General features: G+C 67.5%; 16 protein-coding genes. 9 read left to right on the forward strand and 7 right to left on the reverse strand.

The features are described 5' to 3' along the window. Nucleotides 1–352: 352 nt before the first annotated feature. The gene (locus tag KIH27_RS12190) at nt 353–1,870 is read right to left on the reverse strand and encodes a DUF726 domain-containing protein (RefSeq protein WP_250150016.1); all 1,518 of its coding nucleotides are present in this window, start codon (nt 1,868–1,870) and stop codon (nt 353–355) included. A gap of 101 nt (nt 1,871–1,971) precedes the next feature. Further along, complete coding sequence (gene proA, locus KIH27_RS12195; protein ID WP_307856858.1) at nt 1,972–7,821, reverse strand: anti-phage protein ProA; 5,850 nt, start codon at nt 7,819–7,821, stop codon at nt 1,972–1,974. 229 nt (nt 7,822–8,050) lie between these two features. On the opposite strand from proA, the gene KIH27_RS12200 reads away from it, so the two are divergent. From KIH27_RS12200 to KIH27_RS12235, 8 genes are all read left to right on the forward strand, one after another. Beyond that, entirely contained in the window at nt 8,051–8,446 is a 396-nt protein-coding gene (locus tag KIH27_RS12200; protein WP_214093218.1) for a type II toxin-antitoxin system RelE/ParE family toxin, read from the forward strand. Continuing rightward, complete coding sequence (locus KIH27_RS12205; RefSeq protein WP_214093219.1) at nt 8,443–8,850, forward strand: helix-turn-helix domain-containing protein; 408 nt, start codon at nt 8,443–8,445, stop codon at nt 8,848–8,850. The genes KIH27_RS12200 and KIH27_RS12205 overlap by 4 nt, the downstream gene beginning before the upstream one ends. 23 nt (nt 8,851–8,873) lie before the next feature. Further along, nucleotides 8,874–9,290 (forward strand): hypothetical protein, encoded by a 417-nt coding sequence (locus KIH27_RS12210; RefSeq protein WP_214093220.1) that lies wholly within the window; start codon nt 8,874–8,876, stop codon nt 9,288–9,290. A 90-nt stretch (nt 9,291–9,380) separates the two neighbouring features. Continuing rightward, complete coding sequence (locus tag KIH27_RS12215) at nt 9,381–10,241, forward strand: RelA/SpoT-related domain-containing protein (RefSeq protein ID WP_214093221.1); 861 nt, start codon at nt 9,381–9,383, stop codon at nt 10,239–10,241. A 1-nt stretch (nt 10,242) separates the two neighbouring features. Beyond that, a complete protein-coding gene (locus tag KIH27_RS22560; RefSeq protein ID WP_250150017.1) occupies nt 10,243–10,695 on the forward strand; it encodes a hypothetical protein in 453 nt (150 codons plus the stop codon). Between the two features lie 258 nt (nt 10,696–10,953). After that, on the forward strand, nt 10,954–12,225 hold the full coding sequence (locus KIH27_RS12225) for a hypothetical protein (protein WP_307856860.1): 1,272 nt from the start codon (nt 10,954–10,956) through the stop codon (nt 12,223–12,225). 58 nt (nt 12,226–12,283) lie between these two features. Beyond that, a complete protein-coding gene (locus KIH27_RS12230) occupies nt 12,284–13,063 on the forward strand; it encodes a DUF3800 domain-containing protein (protein WP_307856861.1) in 780 nt (259 codons plus the stop codon). Between the two features lie 144 nt (nt 13,064–13,207). After that, nucleotides 13,208–14,287: an HNH endonuclease gene (locus KIH27_RS12235; protein WP_214093222.1), complete on the forward strand. Its 1,080-nt coding sequence runs from the start codon at nt 13,208–13,210 to the stop codon at nt 14,285–14,287. 95 nt (nt 14,288–14,382) lie between these two features. Here KIH27_RS12235 and KIH27_RS12240 read toward each other — a convergent pair whose 3' ends face one another. Continuing rightward, nucleotides 14,383–14,802, reverse strand: a complete 420-nt coding sequence (locus KIH27_RS12240; protein ID WP_214093223.1) for a hypothetical protein — start codon at nt 14,800–14,802, stop codon at nt 14,383–14,385. Between the two features lie 70 nt (nt 14,803–14,872). On the opposite strand from KIH27_RS12240, the gene KIH27_RS12245 reads away from it, so the two are divergent. After that, nucleotides 14,873–15,637 carry a chymotrypsin family serine protease gene (locus KIH27_RS12245; protein ID WP_307856862.1) on the forward strand — a complete coding sequence of 255 codons (765 nt, stop codon included), beginning with the start codon at nt 14,873–14,875 and terminating at the stop codon, nt 15,635–15,637. 6 nt (nt 15,638–15,643) lie between these two features. Here the strand turns inward: KIH27_RS12245 and KIH27_RS12250 are convergent, their stop codons facing one another. The 4 genes from KIH27_RS12250 to KIH27_RS12265 are packed head-to-tail and all read right to left on the reverse strand — an operon-like array spanning nt 15,644 to nt 18,396. After that, nucleotides 15,644–16,369 (reverse strand): FAD-dependent oxidoreductase, encoded by a 726-nt coding sequence (locus KIH27_RS12250; RefSeq protein ID WP_214093224.1) that lies wholly within the window; start codon nt 16,367–16,369, stop codon nt 15,644–15,646. A gap of 11 nt (nt 16,370–16,380) precedes the next feature. Further along, nucleotides 16,381–16,977: a DUF1326 domain-containing protein gene (locus tag KIH27_RS12255; RefSeq protein ID WP_214093225.1), complete on the reverse strand. Its 597-nt coding sequence runs from the start codon at nt 16,975–16,977 to the stop codon at nt 16,381–16,383. Nucleotides 16,978–16,989: 12 nt separating this feature from the next. Next, nucleotides 16,990–17,829, reverse strand: coding sequence for a DUF2182 domain-containing protein (locus KIH27_RS12260; protein WP_214093226.1), 840 nt, complete (start codon nt 17,827–17,829; stop codon nt 16,990–16,992). A 39-nt stretch (nt 17,830–17,868) separates the two neighbouring features. Next, nucleotides 17,869–18,396, reverse strand: coding sequence for a hypothetical protein (locus tag KIH27_RS12265; RefSeq protein WP_214093227.1), 528 nt, complete (start codon nt 18,394–18,396; stop codon nt 17,869–17,871). Nucleotides 18,397–18,491 lie beyond the last annotated feature (95 nt).

An 18,491-nucleotide genomic window follows, 5' to 3' on the forward strand; every position in this document is an offset into this window, starting at 1 on the left:
GCACACGGCAGGACGGGCAGCGTCGACTCCGCGCCGTCTCCAGCAAATTCGACCATCGGCAGATCGATACTCACTCAACAGGTACCCCTCCATAGGGCGAGACCGCACTTGTATCGCAAACATACTGGGCTGTCCTGACAGCCGTGGCGTGCTCGACGCGAGATCCGACTTGGTATTAGGACACGGCCGGGCACACCCGTTTCGCCAGCCACGCTACTTCCCGCGCAACTCATCCGGCAGCCCCTTCGCAGGTTGGGTCATCGGGCAACACTCCTTCTGACAGCGTCGAGACACGGCGACCCTGGTTGTGAACGGCTGCTCCTAGTACGAATCGAATGCCGGTGGAACCCCATCACACCAACTTGACGTGGTTGAGATACTCCGAATGCCCAGAAGCCATCCGGGATACGTTGCGGTCCTTAATTTTTGGAAAGCCAGTACCGAATCCACGCAAACCGGCAGCCTTGCTGCCAGCCTGGACCGCAGCGTAGAGATATTTCAGCACCTTGTCATTGGTGGAGTAGTAGTTGTAGACCGCGTCGATCACCGAGTCGTTGAGAGTGCGCCAGTCTCCGTTGGCACCGAGGGCTGCACCGAGAAGATGAACGGTGCGGATTTTCGGGGCGGCGGGATCGGTGGCGACTGCCTGTGCGGCAGTGGCCATGACACGTGCCCCCAAGCTGTGGCCGACGAGAACGTAATCCTCGGCATCGGTACGCGCCAATAAACCGGCCAGAGCGACACCAGTTGAATCGGCACGCACCTTTGCCGTATGCCACGGGTTCATGGCTAGACCAGCCGCAACAAATGCTGTCCCAGCACCGGGGATCAGCTTGGCCCCTGCTTTGCTCGCTCGCGCAGCCAGCCCCTTGACTGCGACTGCCGCGGCAGCCTTCCCACCGCCGTAGCCGAGCATCGCACCCAGCTCCGCGAGCTCTTTACTCCCCCAATGGACGCGGTAGACCGGCGCCTCCGGGTACCGCTGGCGGATGATCGGCTCCCAGTCCCCCCACGAACCTCCACCATCGGTGAGGAAGCCGCTGGCCACTATGACCGGTGAACCCGAACCGTCGGCGAGCTTGTCGATCCGGAAGGACTTGTCCGCCCCGATGTAGGCGGTCGTCACGCGGGCACCGAGCCCGCCCCCCAGCAGGGTTCCAAGCCCGGCCACAACGGCCGTACCACCAGCCGTACCCATGCCACCCGCGGCCAGCGATCCGCCACCTAGCAACGCCAACCCGTAGCTGGTGGCCGCTGCTCCCGTGTACCCACCGACTAGTGTGCCGACGGCGCCGCCTATTGCCGGCGCCAGCATCAATCCGCCGGTCCCGATGACGGCCCCGGCGGCCGTCACTGCTCCCGCCACCCGGGAACCGAGCGCCAGGTTCTTCTTGTCGTATACGAGAAAGTTTGCGTAGTTTTCGAGCGGCCCGACCTTCCCGTTGACCTTGTCGAAGCTCGGGACTTCATGCCGATGTTCGGCGCAGTACCGCGGAATGCGGAGCGCACCGAAGCCCCGGGTCGCCATGTGTTCACACCTTGGTGCTGCGCAGCCCAATGTGGGTGAGCCGCACGCGGAACACAGGTATGCCGGCACGCTGGCGATCGGCATCGTCAACTCAAGGTGGTCAGCATGGCTGAGGCAGGCCGAGCACCAAGCGGCCCGAGTATCAGTGCCTTCCAGATCAATCAACTTCGCTATTGCGACAGCAAGCTTCTCGTGCTCCTGAGCCTGTTTGGCGTGGCTGTCCCGCTTCTCCTGATTGCGGAGGATCAGATGCTGCTTCATGTGCTTGCCGAAAGCCCAAAGGTTGTTCAGCAGAGCATGATTGCGGATCATCCGTGGATCGCCGTCCGTGGTCGGCTCCATGTCGGCGAGGTCACCGGTCAAACGTAGGGAACGCCCCTGCGGCGACGTGATTGAGCAGACGAATGCAGTTCCCTTGCTCGAGGTGAAAGAAACCCCAGAACTCATACAATCCGCCCCATCTGCGCGCCCGCGATCAACCCCGCGTTGTCCCGCGCCAAGATCCCCTTCCCCAACACCTGTTCCAACGCCTCCCCCAACCGCACCTCAATACCCGCCGTCATCCGCTTCCCCCCGAACAGCCCCAGCGCCTCCCGCTTCAACTCCTCGGCCTCAATCCCCCCGGTCTGTTCCGCAACCACCGCCATCGCGTTGCCGATCTCGACCAGGCTGACCTCGTCGAGGACTCGGCCCTCACCTTCGGCTGGGCAGCGCACCACCCGCCAAGTCGCCGGATCTACACCGGTCGGCCAGTAGAACCCTTCGGGATCGCCGCTGCGCCGATAGTCGACGGGGACCAGCCGTTGGATCGCCGTGCGGCGGCTCTCCGCAACCCGGTTCAACCCGAACGCGCCCGCGACCAGCTTGGCCAGCCGGTCCGGGTGGATCGGCCCCTCGGCGGCGATCACCTCGTCAATGACGGTGCGCACCTTCTGCTTTGCGTATTCCATCGGCAGCTCGTCGAGCACGGTCACGTCACCGACCGCCCGCGACTCCCACGGCTGGAAGGTCTGCAGCATCGGGTGACGCTTCTCGGCCAGTGGCGGCGCGGCCACCGGCGCTGAGCGCAGCGGGGCCGGCAGCGGCGCGGCCACCTCGACTCGATCCACAATTGGCGGTGCAACTACCGGCGCCGTCTCCACAGCCGGTACAGCCGCCGCCTTCTCCCGCGCCTCGCCGACAACCGCCTGCAACCGCGCGACCGTCGCCGCCCGATGGTTCAGCCACTCCGGCAGCCACACCCGCTCCACCGCCGGCCAGTGCATCAGGTTGGCCAGTACGTCCACCGGCAGCCCGGCACGGTCGGCGACGGTCTGCCGGTCGTGCCATTCCAGGCCGTCCAAAAGCACGGCCACCAACGGCTTGTCGGGCTCCAAAGCATCGGCCAGCACCAGGTCGACCCGGAAATCCGACAGCCCCACATCGGTGCTCACCAGCAAACCGGCGTCACGTAAAGCGTCGGCGATGTCGTCGCGGTGCCGGTCGATCACCCGCTGACGTCGTCCGCCGTCGGTGATCTCCTGCACGCCACGCGCCGCCAACTCCAGGTACGCCTTCAAGTGTTTGGTGCCGACCTGGGTGGTCTCCTCGGCGCGCAGCGCGGCCGGGTCGAAGCTGGCGTAGAGCACCACCTCCCGCCGCGCCCGAGTGACCGCGACGTTGAGCCGGCGCTCCCCGCCCGGCCGAGACAGCGGCCCGAAGTTCAGCGGCACCACGCCACGCTCGTTGGCGGAGAACGCCACCGAGAACAGGATGGTGTCGCGTTCGTCGCCCTGGACGTTCTCCAGGTTCTTCACGAACAGCCCGTCCGGCTCATCGAGCGCGGCCACCAGCCGGTCGTCACCGGAGTCGCGCAGCAGGTTTTCGATGTAGTCGCGCTGCTGGGCGTTGAACGTGATCACCCCGAGCGACGGCGCCGTAGCCGGCGACTTGGCGAACCGCACCCGGATGTCGTCGACGATCCGCTGCGCCTCAACGGTGTTGGTGCGCAGCAGTTTTCCCTTGCCGGTGCGCTGGAACTGCCCGTCAACCCGCACCAGGGAGACGCCGTGCCCGGCCCCGACCGCCGCGGGTGCGGGGAACGACGCCAGCCGCCCGTCGTAGTACTGGTAGTTGCTGAACGCGATCAGCGCCTCGTCCTGGCTGCGGTAGTGCCACGACAGCCACTGCCGCGGCACCTGGGCCTGCACGCATTCGGTGAGGATGGATTCCTCGTCGAGCACCACGGTCGGGTCGTAGTCCTCGTCCTCGTCGATGCTCACCCTGGCCTCGGCGAAACTGGTCGGCGGCATCTGCTTGCTGTCACCGACCACCACCACCGAGCGTGCGCGGCCCATCGCGCCGACCGCACCGGCCACCCGGATCTGGGAGGCCTCGTCGAACACCACCACGTCGAAGATGCCGGCCCGCGCCGGGAAGAACCGGGCCACCGAGTCCGGGCTCATCAGCGTGCACGGCAGGATCTTCGTGATCAGCTCGCCGTAGTTGTCGATCAGCGCCCGCACGCTCATCCCGCCGCGCTTGCGGTCCAGTTGCCGGCGCAGCCCGCCGACCTGCCCGCTGGAGGCTTCGGCGTCGAAGCTGCGCTGCTCCAGCAGTCGAGCCGGAATCGCGTGGCGCAGTTCGGTGCGGATCGCGCGGGTGCTGGTGGTGAACCGCTGGATGGCCTTGGTGTGGGCAGCCACGTCGAAGGAGTCCAGTGCGCTGGCCTCCAGCCGCTCCCCCACCGAGGCGATCGCGGTGCCGCGGTCGAACGCCAACGCGGCGTCGTCGGCGTCGAGTGCGCCGGCCAGGATCGCCTGATGTGTGGTGTACATCCCGGTGGCCCGCAGCGGTTCGATGTGCTCGATCAGCCCCACCCAGCATTCGACGGTGTCCGGGGTGGCGAGGCGTCGGGAATCCCGGGTGGCCCAACACTTTTCGAGGAACGATCCACCGGCCCAGGTGTGCTGCTTGTCGGGTGCTACCCCGGTGGTGTCGGCGACCCGCTGCCATGTCGCCCCCAGCCAGCCCAGCGGTTCGGCCAGTGCGCCGGCCGGGGTCGCCGCGTAGAACGCGCGCACGTCGGCGATGTGCGGGCGCTCTGATCCCGGCGCGAGATCCGCGACCAACCGGGTCAGCCAGTCCAGGTGGGCGGTGAGTGCGGCGGTGTCCTCGGCGATCAGCGGGTTCCACCCCTCACCGACCAGGCTGATCGGCAGCGCCGCCACCCGCGCCCGCAGGTCGGTGACCGCGGCGTGGGTTTCGGCGACCTGTGCGGTCATGCCCGAGAGGGTTTTCAGCGGCACCGTCTCGGGTGCCACCGTCAGCACGTCGGCCAGCTGCGCGAGCACCGCCCGTCGGCGCTTCTTGCGCCCGAACATCCCGGACGCGTCGGCGGCCAGCGCGGCCTCATGCACCGCCGGCATGTCCAGTTCCATGGCGGCCACCCCGCAGACCGCCAGCCAGTCGGGCTCGGCGTGCGCGAGTTCGGTTGCCGCCTGGGCGATCCCGATCAGCTCAGCCTGCCACGCCCCGCTGCGCAGCGCGTCGATGCCGTCGAGCGGGTAGCGCGGCGCGGCGGCCAGCTTCGCCCACTGCGCCAGTGCCACCGGGGTTTCGGTGCGCGCCAGCGTGGTCAGGTCGAACCCGGCGGCGTGCAACTGCTGTAGTGCAGCGTCGAAGTCGACGGCGGCGGCGTGGATCTTCGCCGCGTCCAGCCCGCCGTCCGGGACGTGGTCGAGGAATCCCCACGGGTGCCCGGCGCCGGGGCGGGCCAGGTCGACCTTCTCCGGCAGCGCCCGCAGCACCGCGCGCAGCACACCGAAGGTGTCCGCGTCGGCGGCGGCCACCAACGAGCGCGGTACCGTCAGCGGCGCCACGTCCTGATCGGCGGCCAGCTCGGAAGACCGTGCGGTGTACAGGGATTGGCCGGCAGCGTTGGCCTGATGCAACCGTTCGGCGTAGCGGGCCAGGCTGCGTCGCGCCGACTCGGCGGTCTGGGTGCTGGTGGTCAGCAGGTCCGCGTCCGTGCTGACCCGCAACTCCAGAGCCGCTTTGATCTGGGCGCGCACCGCGGCGGGCCGGGCAGACTTGTCGTGCAGGTCCAGGGACAGCTCGCCCAGCCCGATCTCGCGCAGGCGTTTTTTCACCACGTCGAGTGCGGCGCGTTTCTCGGCGACGAACAGCACCCGCAGCCCCGAAGCCATCGCGTGCGCCAGCAGGTTGGTGATGGTCTGCGACTTCCCGGTTCCCGGTGGGCCTTCCAGCACGAACGTGCGCCCGGCGGCGGCGTCGGCGACCGCATGCAACTGGGAGGAGTCCGCCGGCACCGGCAGCGCGGCCCCCAGGTCGTCGAGGTCGACGCGCGCGGGCGCGTCGACCGGGTCGGTGTAGGCGTCCAGCGGGGTGTCGACGAGGTGTTGCACCAGGCTGTTTTTCGCCAGTTCCGCCCAGGAGTCGTCGAGGTCCTTCCACAGCGGGAACTTCGCGAACTGCAGGATCGACAGGTGCACGGTCTCCTCGACCCGGGCCGGCAGGCCGCCCGCGGCGATCGCCCGGCGCACCGCATCGAACGTGCCGGCCAGGTCGATGCCGGAGGCGTCCTCGGCGGGGTTGGCCAGCTCGGGTAGCTCCAGGCCGAAGCTGGTGCGCAGCTTCTCCACCAGGCAGTAGTTGGGGGTGGAGGCGCCGGCCTCGTCGATGGTCAGCAGGTAGCTGCTGCCGCGATTGGCGGTGCTCAGCGCCACCGGCACCAGCACCAGCGGGGAGCGCAGTTCCTTCCCGCCGAACCGCCAGTTCAGCATCCCGAACGCCAGGTAGAGGTTGTTGGAGCCGGTCTCTTCGAGGATCGTGCGGGCCTTGTTGGCCAGGTAGCGCAGCTTGGCGGTGTAGGCGGCGTCGGTGATGTCGATGTAGGCGCTGTGCTTGTCGGCGAGCAGCACCTCGCGCTCCGGTTCGGGCAGGTCGCGGCCGTAGCGGATGCCGCGGGCGGCGTCGATGCTCGGCACTGCGTCGGAGGCCAGCAGCCGGATGTGCGCGCCGGCGTTGACGCTGTCCTCGAACCGGGCCAGCGCCGGGCCGGGCACCTCCAGTCGGTAACCGGCCCGGTCGGTGTAGTTGATCAGCCGGTTGCGCAGGCTCAGATCCAGCAGCGCGTTCTTCCACTGGCTGACCCGGGCCGGGACGGTGTCGACGGCCGCCGGGTGTTTCGGGGTGCCGACGTAGGGGGCGATGGTTGGGCCGACACCCGGTTGGTAGTGGGTGACGACGACGTTGCCGTGCCCATCCACGACACGGCTGGGCAGCGGGAAGATCTTGGCGCGCCGTGCTTGCCGGATGTCGGTGACCCCGATGATGTTGGACAGGTCCCCGGCCAGCCGGGTTTTCGGAGCCCGGGTCGCCTCGGCGAACGTCGCCTGCGGCTGGGGAATCATGGTCGTTTCGACCAGGCCGATCACCCCCAGGTCGACCTGGTTAACGACATCGATCGCGTCGGTCGTGCTGATGGTGGGCAGCCCGGCGTCGGCGCGCCAATAGCCGAGGAACGCATGCCCGGTCACCACCCAGATCGTCGAGTTGATCCCGGCCTGCTCCAGCACCGCGGCCATCACCAGGGTGGTGTCCAGGCAGGTGCCGAGGCGCCCGTCGAGCACCTCGGCGGGGGTGCGGACCTTCTGCCCGTCGTCACCCCAGCTGGCCGGCGGTTCGGCGTAGCGGATGTCGCGGGCCTGCATCGCCTCGAACACGGCTTTCGCGATCGCGTCGACCCGCGCGGGATCCTCGCTCTGGTAGCCGTCGATCGCGGAGTTTCCGGTGGCGGCTTTGAGGCGGTCGGAGACGTCGGTGAGCAGGGCGGTGACCGCGGTCGCGTTGGGTTGCACGTAGGCGGCGAGCATCTCCAGGCCCAGCTGCGGCGGGTTGGCCTTCCACTGGTTGGCGGCCAGGATCGTCACGTCGACGGCGGCGGTGGCGAGTTCTGCACCGGTGTTGTCGCGCAGGGTGGCGCGGATGGTGCCGGGCCGCTGTTCGTCGACGGCGAGCATCGAGGCCGGGTCCAGCGTCAGGTTGACGTCGCGCAGCACGGTCGGCTGGTTTTCAGCCAGGTCCAGATGCAGCTGGTGCGGTTCGCCGTGCGGGCCGGTCGCGTCGACGATCTCGACGTCGAGCACCGCGCCGTGCCGGGCGGGGCCGGGGTTCTCGACGGTGATCTGGTGGACCACCGGGATGCGGCAGTGCGCCAGCGCGTAACCCAGGTCGGTGACGGCACTGATCGTGATCCGCGGCGCGCCCGGATTGTCGTCAACCGTCCCCACTAAGACTCCTTCACGCCGCTGTTCGGGCCGATGGTTTATCTGACGGGCCCGCAGATAACCGAGCCTATCCACGACCCCCGACAAGCTGGCGCGCAGCGGTCAAGTCACCGGGAAGGGGCTGTCCACAAGGAGCACCTTTGTCGGCGCCGGCTGCAACGATCACGACCATGGGTGTCCAACCTGCAGCTACCCCGCGACGCTGGATACCCCTACACTGGCTAGTGAAGTTATGACTTCACATCACCGGGTGCTCCATACCGGGCCGAAGCTGACGATCTACGCAGCGATCGGGCCAACCGGGGGTTGTGAAGCCGAGGCTTGGCTGGCAGCACTGGCCGATCGGGCGAAGGCGCAGTTCCTGGCGCGGTTCGAACGATTGGCCGAGATCGGCTTCCTGCGGAGCCCCGAAGAGATGCGGGAGTTGCAATGCGGATCCGGGGAGAAGGTCCACGAGATCAAGGTGCCGTTCGGGCCGGGATACCGGCTGTACGTCATCCGCGTCGGGCGCGATTGGCTCGCAACCCATGGAACGACAAAGCCCCGGGACGCGAGGGTGTGCACCGAGGCGACGCGGGCTCGTGACATCTACCGGAGCTATCGAGAAAGGAAGGCGGGCGGGCGATGAGTTGGTTTGAGAGCACCCCGGAACGGGAGGCGATGCTGGCTGAGGAACGGCTGGTGCTCTCGGCAACCGAGATCGTCCACGAAGCGTTGGACCGCGCCGGTGTCACCAAGCGGGAGTTGGCCGCCCGCCTCAACGTGAAACCGAGCGAGATCAGTCAGCGCCTCAGTGGCCGGCGCAACCTGACATTTCGGACCTTCGCCGCGATGCTGCACAAACTCGGCATGCGAGCCGAACTCACGCTGCGCCCGGCACTCCCCCCGGTCGGCAGTGCGGCGACGCGGATGGTGAAGATCGACGTCATCCCGCCGGGCACTCTGACGATGATGTTCGGCGGTGAGATCGACGCGGAAGCCGGCGATACCCGCGTCATCCCAACCCCGACCCTCTCGTTGGAAACGCGATGACAGCGAGCCTGGCGGACCTGACATTGCGCCACGTCGACCCGTCAAAGCTGTTGTTGCAGCGGACCGATTTCACCGGCGAGATCCCCGACTGGTTCGACCAAGCGTCGTTGGGAAGCGTGCACTGCCAAGGCTGGTACGGCGGCGCCGTCCTGGTCACCATCGAAACGAAATATCAGCACCGGTTCTACGTGGCGGTGATCGCAGTGTCGGGCCTGTTCGCCACCGACGAGCAGATGAACACCTCAGACCCGAACGACAAAGACGACTCGATTCTGGGCGCCGCAACATCGGTGGAAATGCGAGCGTTCACCGAACGCGCAGTTCACGACCTGTATCCGTTTCTGCGGCAAGAGGTTTACCAGCTCACCGGCCGGTTCCAGGGGATCAGCGGCGTGATGCTGCAGCCGCAGCCGAAGCTGGATGTGCCGGGCGAAGGTTAGACCGCGTCCGGACGGCTACCGGGCTCACTTCCCGAAGCTCAACGCAACGGGCTGTCGATCAGCAGCAGTCTTTCGGTCAACGCACGGTCGATGAGTTGTCTCCGCGTCCCGAATTCTGGAAGATCGACAAGCGTGGACCTGAACGCCCGTCCGCCGTGGTCAAACGGGGCGCTACGGCGCCTCGGAGATGCACTGCGCGCAGGTACCGCGCCGCTGGAAGACGCGCCGTCGTACGCGGACGTCGTTGCGTGGCATGACAACCTCGCCAACGAAGTCGACAACCGGATCGAAGGTGGCAGTTGGGCGGTTGAGTCGAAGCTCTGGACCACATCGCGTTGGCGATTGACCACCGGCTTCCACGTAAGCTCCCGCCGAAAGACCCAGGACACCCTCGTCGATAAGCTCCGACGGCAGCCGTCGTTGCAACTCAACACCGTTCAGGATCTAGCCGGCGTCCGCATGGACGCGGATCTGCTGTTGGACGAGCAGACCGCACTCGCCGGTGAGATAGCGCAGCACTTCGGCGCCGACGACTCGGCGATCCATGACCTGCGTGATGGCGCGCACGCCGGCTACCGCGCCGTTCACGTCTGGCTTCGATTGCCGGCCGGCCGTGTCGAAATCCAGATTCGGACCGCCCTGCAGCATCTGTGGGCCGACGCCTACGAGTCGCTCGCCGACACGTGCGGGCGCGGTATCCGCTACGGCGAGCCGATCGATCAAGCAGCCGCCCCCGGCTTCGACCCGAATCAGGTGCGTACGGCGGTGCAGACGATGCACAACCTGTCTACGGCGCTGGCGATCACCGAACACCAGTGGCAGGAGGCATCTGATCTGCCCACGCCCGACGAGCGCGTACTCGCGACCCGCGCAGACGTCATCGCGAAAGTAAAGGCCATCACGGCGGCGGTGCTTACAATCGAGGGCAACACCGGAGAGGTTGGTGGGTGACATGGCAGGTTTCCTCATCGAATACAACCGGCGCACCCGCGTCAGCCACATCACTGAGTTCGCGACCAGCCAAGAGGCCGTTCAACACCAGTTGAAGCTCGAAGAGGAGCGCACCGACCGCGACATCGAGATCGTCGTGCTGTCGGCCAACTCTCTCGACACCATCAAACACACCCACACGAGGTACTTCCGTGACGCGGCGCTGCATGAGCGCCTGTGGGGGGTGGACCCGCCCACGGAGTTGTTCAACGCAATTCAGGCCCAAGCCGCTCACAACGGCCGAAGCACTCTGGCGGAAGTAAGCGCGATCCTGGCTGACGCTGCCGAATCCGACGGAGGCGCCAGCCTCGGCTCCCTGTTCGCCGACATCGGAAGTCGAACCGAACTCACCGCCAGCAAAGCCCAGAACTTCGACCGCCACGACCAACCTCATGCCCAGCCCGAGCGCCGATAGTCGCGACGCCTGGCGCAACAGCACCGGCTATCGCGATCACGATGCAGGCCGTCGTTTCCACGCGGTAGAAGCGTGGCTGCACGACGAGGTCGCTGCCGCCTACGACGCCGTCGTTGCTGATCCCTCCCGCGCCGTTGCTGCGTCTGCGTTGCGGGCGCGTCTCCGGCACCGGTAACGGCGACGATCTTCGACCGGCCAACCTTCCGCGTCACCGCCCATGTTTACACTCAGCGGAAATCCGATCCACGGAGGTTCGCTGTGCCCGACAACGACGTCACCGGCCTGCCCGCCACTGTCACCCCCGGCGAGCTCGTCATCCTCGAACAACCCGAAGGCCTGCTGGTCGGCGGCGACCCCGAAGCCGTCGAGTCCTATCTGGAGCGGCTGCGCGCGGTGTCCGACAACGCGGTCCAGGTCGCCGGCCTGGACACGGCGACGCTGAGCAACGCCGCCGGACTCGGTGTCGGGATCACGGCGGTCCTGCAGCAGGCCGGGAAATTCGTGCAGCTGCACCCGGACAGCGTGGCAGCGGTCAAGCGCGGCAACCTGATTCCCGGCACCGATGGGTTCTACCGGATGATGACCCGCGGCGCCGACGCCAAGTTCACCGAGCAATTGCAGTGGCGCCCCGCGATGTTGGACCCGCAGCAACTGGTGTCGCTGCAGATGATCGGGGTGCAAGTCGCGCTCAAAGCCGCGATCGCCGACGTCAGCGACTCGATCCAGCGGGTGGAGAGCAAGGTCGGCGCCGTCCTTCATCTGGCCCAGGCTGAGCGCGCCGGCGATGTGCTCGGCGACAACCTGACCATCACCCGGCAGTTGGCCTACCTGGAGAAGAACGGGTCGCTTCCCGACACCTACTGGGAATCCATCGCGAGCCTGGGGCCGGCGTTGAACGCTGCCGTCGAAGGCCTGCGTAACCACGCCAAGCGTGTCCTGGCCACCTTGGAACCGGACCATTCGGTGCAGGACCGGGCCGACAAGCTGCGGGCCGCCATCGCCGACGGCCTGGTCGGGGAGACGCTGAGTTTGCTTGTGGTGGCCGAGGAGTCGCTGTACAAGTGGCAGCGGCTGCGGCTGGCCCGGGTGCAGGCCACCGAACCGGACCATCTGCCGCAGGTGCTCGAGCACACCCGCGAACTGCTGGCCTACCAGTTAGCCGAGGACGGCAAGCTCTACCAGCAGGCCCACCAGGTGGTCGATGCGATCGCGAAAACCGAAGCGTTCGACGGCTTCCGGTTCTGGGCGGTCGATCAGCTCGCCGCCGACCGCGACGCCCTGCAGGGTGAGCTGGACAGTTTCGCCCGGGCACGCCACCACCAGGTCGACAGCTGGCAGGACATGGCCACCCCCGGTGTCCGCGAAGCCGTCGACGCCGCGGTGGAGATCGCCAAACCCGTCGCCCAAAAAGCCATCGCCACCGCCGGCCGGGGACTGGCCAACCTGCGGGGCTTCGTGGCGCAGCGATTCGGCCAGAAGGAAGGCGTGCTCAACGACGAGCCACCGTCCGCTCCCACCGCCGCCGAGTAACTTTCGCCGGACCGCGACCGCGCGGTGCTGTCGGTGCACTCCGGCATCATGCAGCCATGTGCAGCATCACCCGTTCAACATCAGCGGCACCGCCGTGAACTACCGAATGGAGTTCGCCTACGTCGACGAATCCGGCGACACGGGGCAGCGCGGTTCGTGGACGTTCACGCTCGGTTGCGTCCTGGTTCCCGTCGACCGCTGGTTTGAGCGATTCGAGCGACTCCTTCACCTGCGGACACGCATCCGCGAGACCTACCGAGTCCCCTTGCGCCACGAGATGAAAGCGAATCATCTCGTCGGCGTGAAGCGGATCTACCGCGACCTCGGACTCGGCGACGGCCAGGTACGCGACATCTACCAGCGCCACATGAGAGCTACCGCCGAGATCGCTTCCGGGGTGTTCGGAATCGTGATCCGCAAGGATCTGCTGCCGCACGACGAACTGGACGTGTTCGGCGTGGCCTGGCATTACCTTCTGGAGCACCTGCGTCGACGTTCCGAAGCCAGCGGAACACCGATTATGGTGATCCATGACGTCGGACAAGACGATGCGATCCGCAGGTTGGTCCGTCGGTTTCGTCGGGCCACCTTGTCGGCCAACGGCTTACCGGCCTCGGCGCGTCTGTTGGTTGAGGATCCAGTGCCGCGCGACTCCCAGCATTCCTACTTCATCCAACTTGCCGACCTCACAGCCTACGCCGCCGCAGCAAAGGTCTTGCCCCGCCATGGCCGCACCGTCTCCATCTGCGATGAGCGGATGTGGCAGCTACTGGGGCCCGTCCACGCTCGGACCGTTTCAGAGCGGAGCGACGGCCTACACGTCTTCCCATCAAAGTGAAGGGGCCCCTTGCGGGGCCCTTGACGGCTAACCTACCCCGGCCATGCGGCCGAATCAGCTAGCGGTATCCAGGATAGCCGGGTGTGCCGACATACGCTACGAATCAAATTCGGACGTCACCATTCAGCGTGTTGGAGGAGTTCAATGGCTGACACCCCACCCGACCCGCTGCTGCTCGGCCAGCGCGTGGTCGCGATCCTGGAGACCGGGCTGCGCACCGCCACTTACAAGTTGGCGACGCTGATGGCGCTGATCGAGCATTGCATCGAGCACCTGCCGGCCGACTCGAATGCGTCGCTGACGGTGCCGATCCCGGACCTGGCGCACCGGGTGCTGGAGCTGTACTGGCGACAGATCCGCCCGTTCGACGGCCGCCAGCTGCAGCAGTCCACCGGTTCGAAGTCGCGGATCCTGCGCGCCGCCAGCGAATTGCGAGATGCCGCGCAGGCCGGCGCGCTGTCCCTGGACACCGCCGCCTTACGCGCCCCGGACGCCTATCGCCGCGCCATCGACGAGGTCACGCTCTGCCTGGCCCAGCAGCCGCTGCACCGGCTGCAGCGGCTGCCCGGATCCACCGAGAGTGACTCGTTCCTCTACGACGACGCATTCCTGCACGACCACGTCTCCCGGAAAGCACTTCAAGCCCAGGGGGATTCGATCGAACTGCGCCCGGGCGTGGCGCACGGACTGGCGCGACTAGCCGGGCTGCTCAAGCCGGCGCTGGAGATCATGTGGGTCGACGACGTACGGCGAATGAACAAGTTCCTCGACGCCGACGTGCCCGACGTCGCCGGGCACCTGTTCGGCCGGGAGCGCACCGCACTGGCCGCGGTGCGCGAGTCGTTCAAGGACGCGTTCGGCCCGCACTGCTTCTACTGCGGCGCGCACCTGCCGGTCGACAACCCGGTCGATCATGTGCTGCCGTGGTCGCTCGTCGGCATCGACGGACTGGCGAACCTGGTGCTGGCCTGCGCCCGCTGCAACACCGACAAGACCAACGCACTGCCGGCCGTCGACATCATGGATCGGGTCTTGGACCGCGACCGCGCGGCGCTGGAGCAGATCGCCACCGAGATCATCTGGCCCACCCAGCGCGAGCGCGTCGTCGCCGCCGCACGCGGTATCTACCGCGGCCAACCAGCCGGGGTGCCCACCTGGTCGGGCTACAAAACCCACGCCCGGCTGGATATCAGCGTCCCGCCGTGGTGGATTCGGGTCGACTGATATCACCGGCGACATCGTTTTCCAGAAGATCCTGGTGGTCCACTCCCGGTACGCAAGTGACAAAAGGTGCGACACCCGGTCACCCGGTCACCCGGTCACCGCGACCGAGCCGGCCCCCACCCGACCCAGGCCAGCCACAGCCCCCACGCTGCGAACACCAGGTAGACCGCCCGGAACACCCCGACGGCGTCGGCCGCCCCCACCGGAATCGACGTCAGCGTCGCCGGGAACGCCACCAGGAAGAAACCCTTGACGACGGTCAGCCAGCCCAAAACCGAGACGCTGGCTGCGGCGGCACCCCGCCAGTACGGGTGCAGCGCCACCACCGTCAGCCCGGCGATCAGCGTGAACGAGCCGGCCACCCAGCCCCACAGCGGGTCCGCCCCGAAGTCGGCGATCTGGGCGAACAGCCTCGGCGCGTGCACCGCGGCGGTGGCGGCGATGACCGCCAGGAACGGCCCGATCACCCGGGCGAACCGGCGGGTCGTCTCAAAAGACTGTTCGGTAGTGCTCATGCCCACCTCCAACCAGGCCTCCAGTATGGCGCGCACCGCTCGGTAGAGTCGACGTATTGCCCTGCGACGAGTGTTCAAAGCCCTGACCGGCAAGGTCGCCGGCGGGGCTGTTGTCGTCGCGGTCATCGGCGCCGCGCTGTGGGTGGATCACACCCATCCGGGCCGGCAGAACATCCCGATGCCGGCCGCGAAGACGATCGGCCCGGGTATCGGCATCGACATCACCCGGCCCGACGGAACCAGCGGAATCAGTTGCACGGCGGGTTTTCTGGTGCGCACCGCCGACGGCCGGCCCGGGCTGCTGTCGGCCGGGCACTGCAACGAGAAGGGCACCGAGGGCACCGTCACCATTCACCACGGCGGACTGTACGTGTACCCGAAGGTCGGCCGGTTCGCCGAGAGCGTGTACGACGGCAACGAGTGGACCGACTACGACATCGGCCTGATCACCCTGGAGCACAAGGACATCGACGGCATTCCGTTGACCTCCGACGTCGACGGGCATCCGCTGGTCGGTATCGCCGAGCACGTCGAGGTCGGCGACGAGCTCTGCCACTTCGGGATCCGCAGCGACGCGGCGGTCTGCGGCCCGGTGGCCTACGTCGAGGAGAACAAGGTGCGGTTCGCGGCGACCGGCCGCTGCGGGGATTCCGGCGGCCCGGTCTACCGGCTGCGGCCCGACGGCGCCGCCGAAGCCGTCGGCATCTACATCGAGGTGTCCAACGGCGACTACTCGGAACCGAAATGCGATGAGGTGCACGAGTATTCGATCGCCCAGATGGTCAAGCCGTGGCTGCGGGCGTGGGACCTGACGCTGGTGACGACGCCTGAGTAATGCGCCTCAGTAGCCGAGGAACTCCGCGGACTTGATGGCGCCGTCCTCGACACCGAGGTCCAGCAGCATGTCCAGCATCGCCAGCGTCATCGCCGGCGGGCCGGCCAGGTAGTAGACGGGTTTCGCCAGGTCATCGAGGTGGCGGCGCAGCAACTCCGGGTCGATCACGCCGGTCTCCCCCGACCACGGCTGGATCGACTTCTCCGGTTCGGTCATGACCGTGACCAGCCGGAAGTTCGGGTTCGCCGCGGCGATGGCCTGAAGCTCCGGCAGGAACGCCGCGACCTCCGGACGCCAGTTCGAGTAGAAGAGGTGGATCGGGTGTTCCAGGGATGCGTGGGCGGCGTGCCGGGCGATCGACAGGAACGGGGTGATGCCGATGCCACCGGCCAGCAGCACCGCCGGGCGGGCGACGTCGCGGTGCAGCAGCAGATCCCCGTCGGCCTCACTGATCGTCACCGAGGTCAGCGGCGGCGCATCTTTGAGCAGATCCTTGAACCCGGAGTCGCGCAACCGCATTGCGATCATCAGCTCCGGTTCGTGTGGGGCGCTGGCGATGGTGAACTCGCGGGTCGCTCCGCCGCGGTCCTCGGCCGGCGGCGGGTCGATCAGCGTCAGCTGGAAGGACTGGCCAGGCTGGAACTCATAGCCCTCGGGCTTGGCGAAGTAGAACGCCATGGTGTCCTCGGCGATCAGTTCGCGGCGGATCAGATGCGAGTCGTACAAGTCCATCAGTTCTCCGATCAGGACGCGAAGCTGAACTCGGTCTGGGTGGACTGCCGGCCCCGGAACTGCAGGCCGTGCTCGGTGTCGTGCACCCGGTGCCGGAGCACCTTCCCCGGGTAGGTCAGGCTGCCGTAGACGTGGCCGAGCGCGGTGTTGTTCAACGTGGTGTGCGAACCGTCCTTGCCGCGGAAGCCCTCCACCTCGCCCTCGAAGATGCCGTCCACTTTGAAGTGCCCACTGCCCTTGTCGACGTCGAACTCGATCGCCGCGCGGGTCACGCCGACGATCTCCTTGACCAGACCGGCCAGATCGGCCAGCGGCCCACCGGCTTTCCCGGTGAACGCGGTGACGAGCGCATCGGACTGGGCGTCGTCGGCGCGGTCGTCGATGATGACGAACACCCTTGTGTTGACGTCGAAGATGTTGTCGGCGTGATGACCCAGCAGCCCCAGGTTCAGCCCGGACACGTCGACGTCGTTGATCGCGCCGCGGTCGATGTGGAACACCCAGTTGAACCCGCAGTTGTTGCCGTCGGCGTTCTCGCCGATCGTGCACGGGCACAGCGAGCGGCAGCTGCACACCTCGGCCATCCGGCCCTTGAGGTCGTATCCCACGGCGATCTCCTCCTAGTGGTGGTGCGCGCCGACCGGCGCGACGAACGGTTCGTAGAGGCCCCAGCCGGCCAGCGTGTCGCCGTACAGCGCCACCGCCGCGGCGGCGATCAGCAGCCCGATCCCCAGCGGGACGACGGGCCGGTGACCGAAGCGGGTGGTCTTCTCCACCACCATCACCGCGGTGAGCACCAGCATCGCCAGCAGGTTACCCAGCCCGGTGCCGATCATGATCAGCATGAGCGCCCAGCAGCAGCCCAGGCACGAAATCCCGTGCCGCCAGCCGAGCAGCCAGCCGCCGCGCACCCCGCGCCGGTAGTGCGCGAACAGGAACGCCCGCGGGTCGCGGCACTGCGTCAGGCAGGCGTCCTTGAGCGGGGTCAGCTGGAACACGCCGGCGATCGCCAGCACCACCGCCAGCAGCAGGCCCGGCCGCGTGACCAGCCAGGGCGCGTGCCCGGCCACCACCCACGCCCGCAGCCCGGCCGCGGCGCCGGTGGCGGCGACCGCGAACACCAGCCACAGCGCGAGATACCCAGCCAGGAACGCCACCCGCACGGCCGTCGTCCGCGGGGCGCGGGCACTGACCACCTGGAACATCCGGACCATCGGGACCGTCGTCGGCAGCATCATCGCCACCGTCATCTCCAGCCAGGCGCCGAGCACCAGCAGCAGCGACACCGCGATGCCGGCCACCGACGCGCCCGGGCCGCCGAGCGTGACGTCATGGTGGTGCCCGGCGACCAGCAGCGCCACCCAGCACACGCCGGCGAGCGTCCACAGTTGCACGCCCGGGTCGCGCAGTCGATCCCGCGCCGACGGCAGCGTTGCGACGGTTGCCTGCTCAGGAGCCACGTTCTAGCCCAACCTCGGTTGTGTCGCGGTTTATTTCGGCTACCAGCGCAGCATCGGCAGCGGCCGCAGCGGATGGTGCCGGGTCCAGGTGGCCGCACTGCGGATCAGGAACGTGTGGAACCCGCCGTAGGGCAGCGCCGCCACCACCTCCCGCACGTCGTCGCGGGTCAGCGCGGTACCGAGCGTCAGGCCGCGGAACGCGTCGACCCGGTCGGCGAGCCGGAACGTCTCCACGTACGGGTCGGTGACGCTGCGCAGCTTGTGGTGATCGAGCACCATCTCCTTGGTGCGGGCGATGTCGGTGACGCCGAACTGCGCCGCCCACTCGTCGACCAGCTGGGCCGACGGTTCCAGATAATCCCAGGTGCCGGCGGTCCAGATCCCGATGTCATGCACCGCCCACGCCAGGGCGATCTCCGGCGCCGGTTCTTGCGTGTTCAGCAGCCGCAGCTGATAGTTCAGCGCGCGGTAGAGGTGGTTGCGATAGTCGGTGGCGCTGTCGCCGAGTTGCGCTGCGTACCGGTCGAGGACGGCGTCGATGATCGGGTTGTTCACCAGTACGGCCATGGGATCCCAGTCTAGGGAGAGTGGTCACCGCCGTCACTCACGTCCCTAGTCCCGGGCATGTGGGTCGGTTGGAGAATGACCTCGTATCCGATATC

It is taken from the genome of Mycolicibacter acidiphilus (assembly GCF_018455725.1).
GTDB classification, from domain to species: domain Bacteria; phylum Actinomycetota; class Actinomycetes; order Mycobacteriales; family Mycobacteriaceae; genus Mycobacterium; species Mycobacterium acidiphilum.

What these genes read in the sequence shown, in the direction of transcription:
- KIH27_RS12190 (WP_250150016.1), bottom strand. Translation starts at nt 1,870, where the DNA reads ATGGAGCCGACCACGGACGGCGATCCACGGATGATCCGCAATCATGCT.
- KIH27_RS12205 (WP_214093219.1), top strand. Translation starts at nt 8,443, where the DNA reads ATGAGTTGGTTTGAGAGCACCCCGGAACGGGAGGCGATGCTGGCTGAG.
- KIH27_RS12235 (WP_214093222.1), top strand. Translation starts at nt 13,208, where the DNA reads ATGGCTGACACCCCACCCGACCCGCTGCTGCTCGGCCAGCGCGTGGTC.
- KIH27_RS22560 (WP_250150017.1), top strand. Translation starts at nt 10,243, where the DNA reads ATGGCAGGTTTCCTCATCGAATACAACCGGCGCACCCGCGTCAGCCAC.
- KIH27_RS12200 (WP_214093218.1), top strand. Translation starts at nt 8,051, where the DNA reads ATGACTTCACATCACCGGGTGCTCCATACCGGGCCGAAGCTGACGATC.
- KIH27_RS12240 (WP_214093223.1), bottom strand. Translation starts at nt 14,802, where the DNA reads ATGAGCACTACCGAACAGTCTTTTGAGACGACCCGCCGGTTCGCCCGG.
- KIH27_RS12250 (WP_214093224.1), bottom strand. Translation starts at nt 16,369, where the DNA reads ATGGACTTGTACGACTCGCATCTGATCCGCCGCGAACTGATCGCCGAG.
- KIH27_RS12265 (WP_214093227.1), bottom strand. Translation starts at nt 18,396, where the DNA reads ATGGCCGTACTGGTGAACAACCCGATCATCGACGCCGTCCTCGACCGG.
- KIH27_RS12215 (WP_214093221.1), top strand. Translation starts at nt 9,381, where the DNA reads ATGAGTTGTCTCCGCGTCCCGAATTCTGGAAGATCGACAAGCGTGGAC.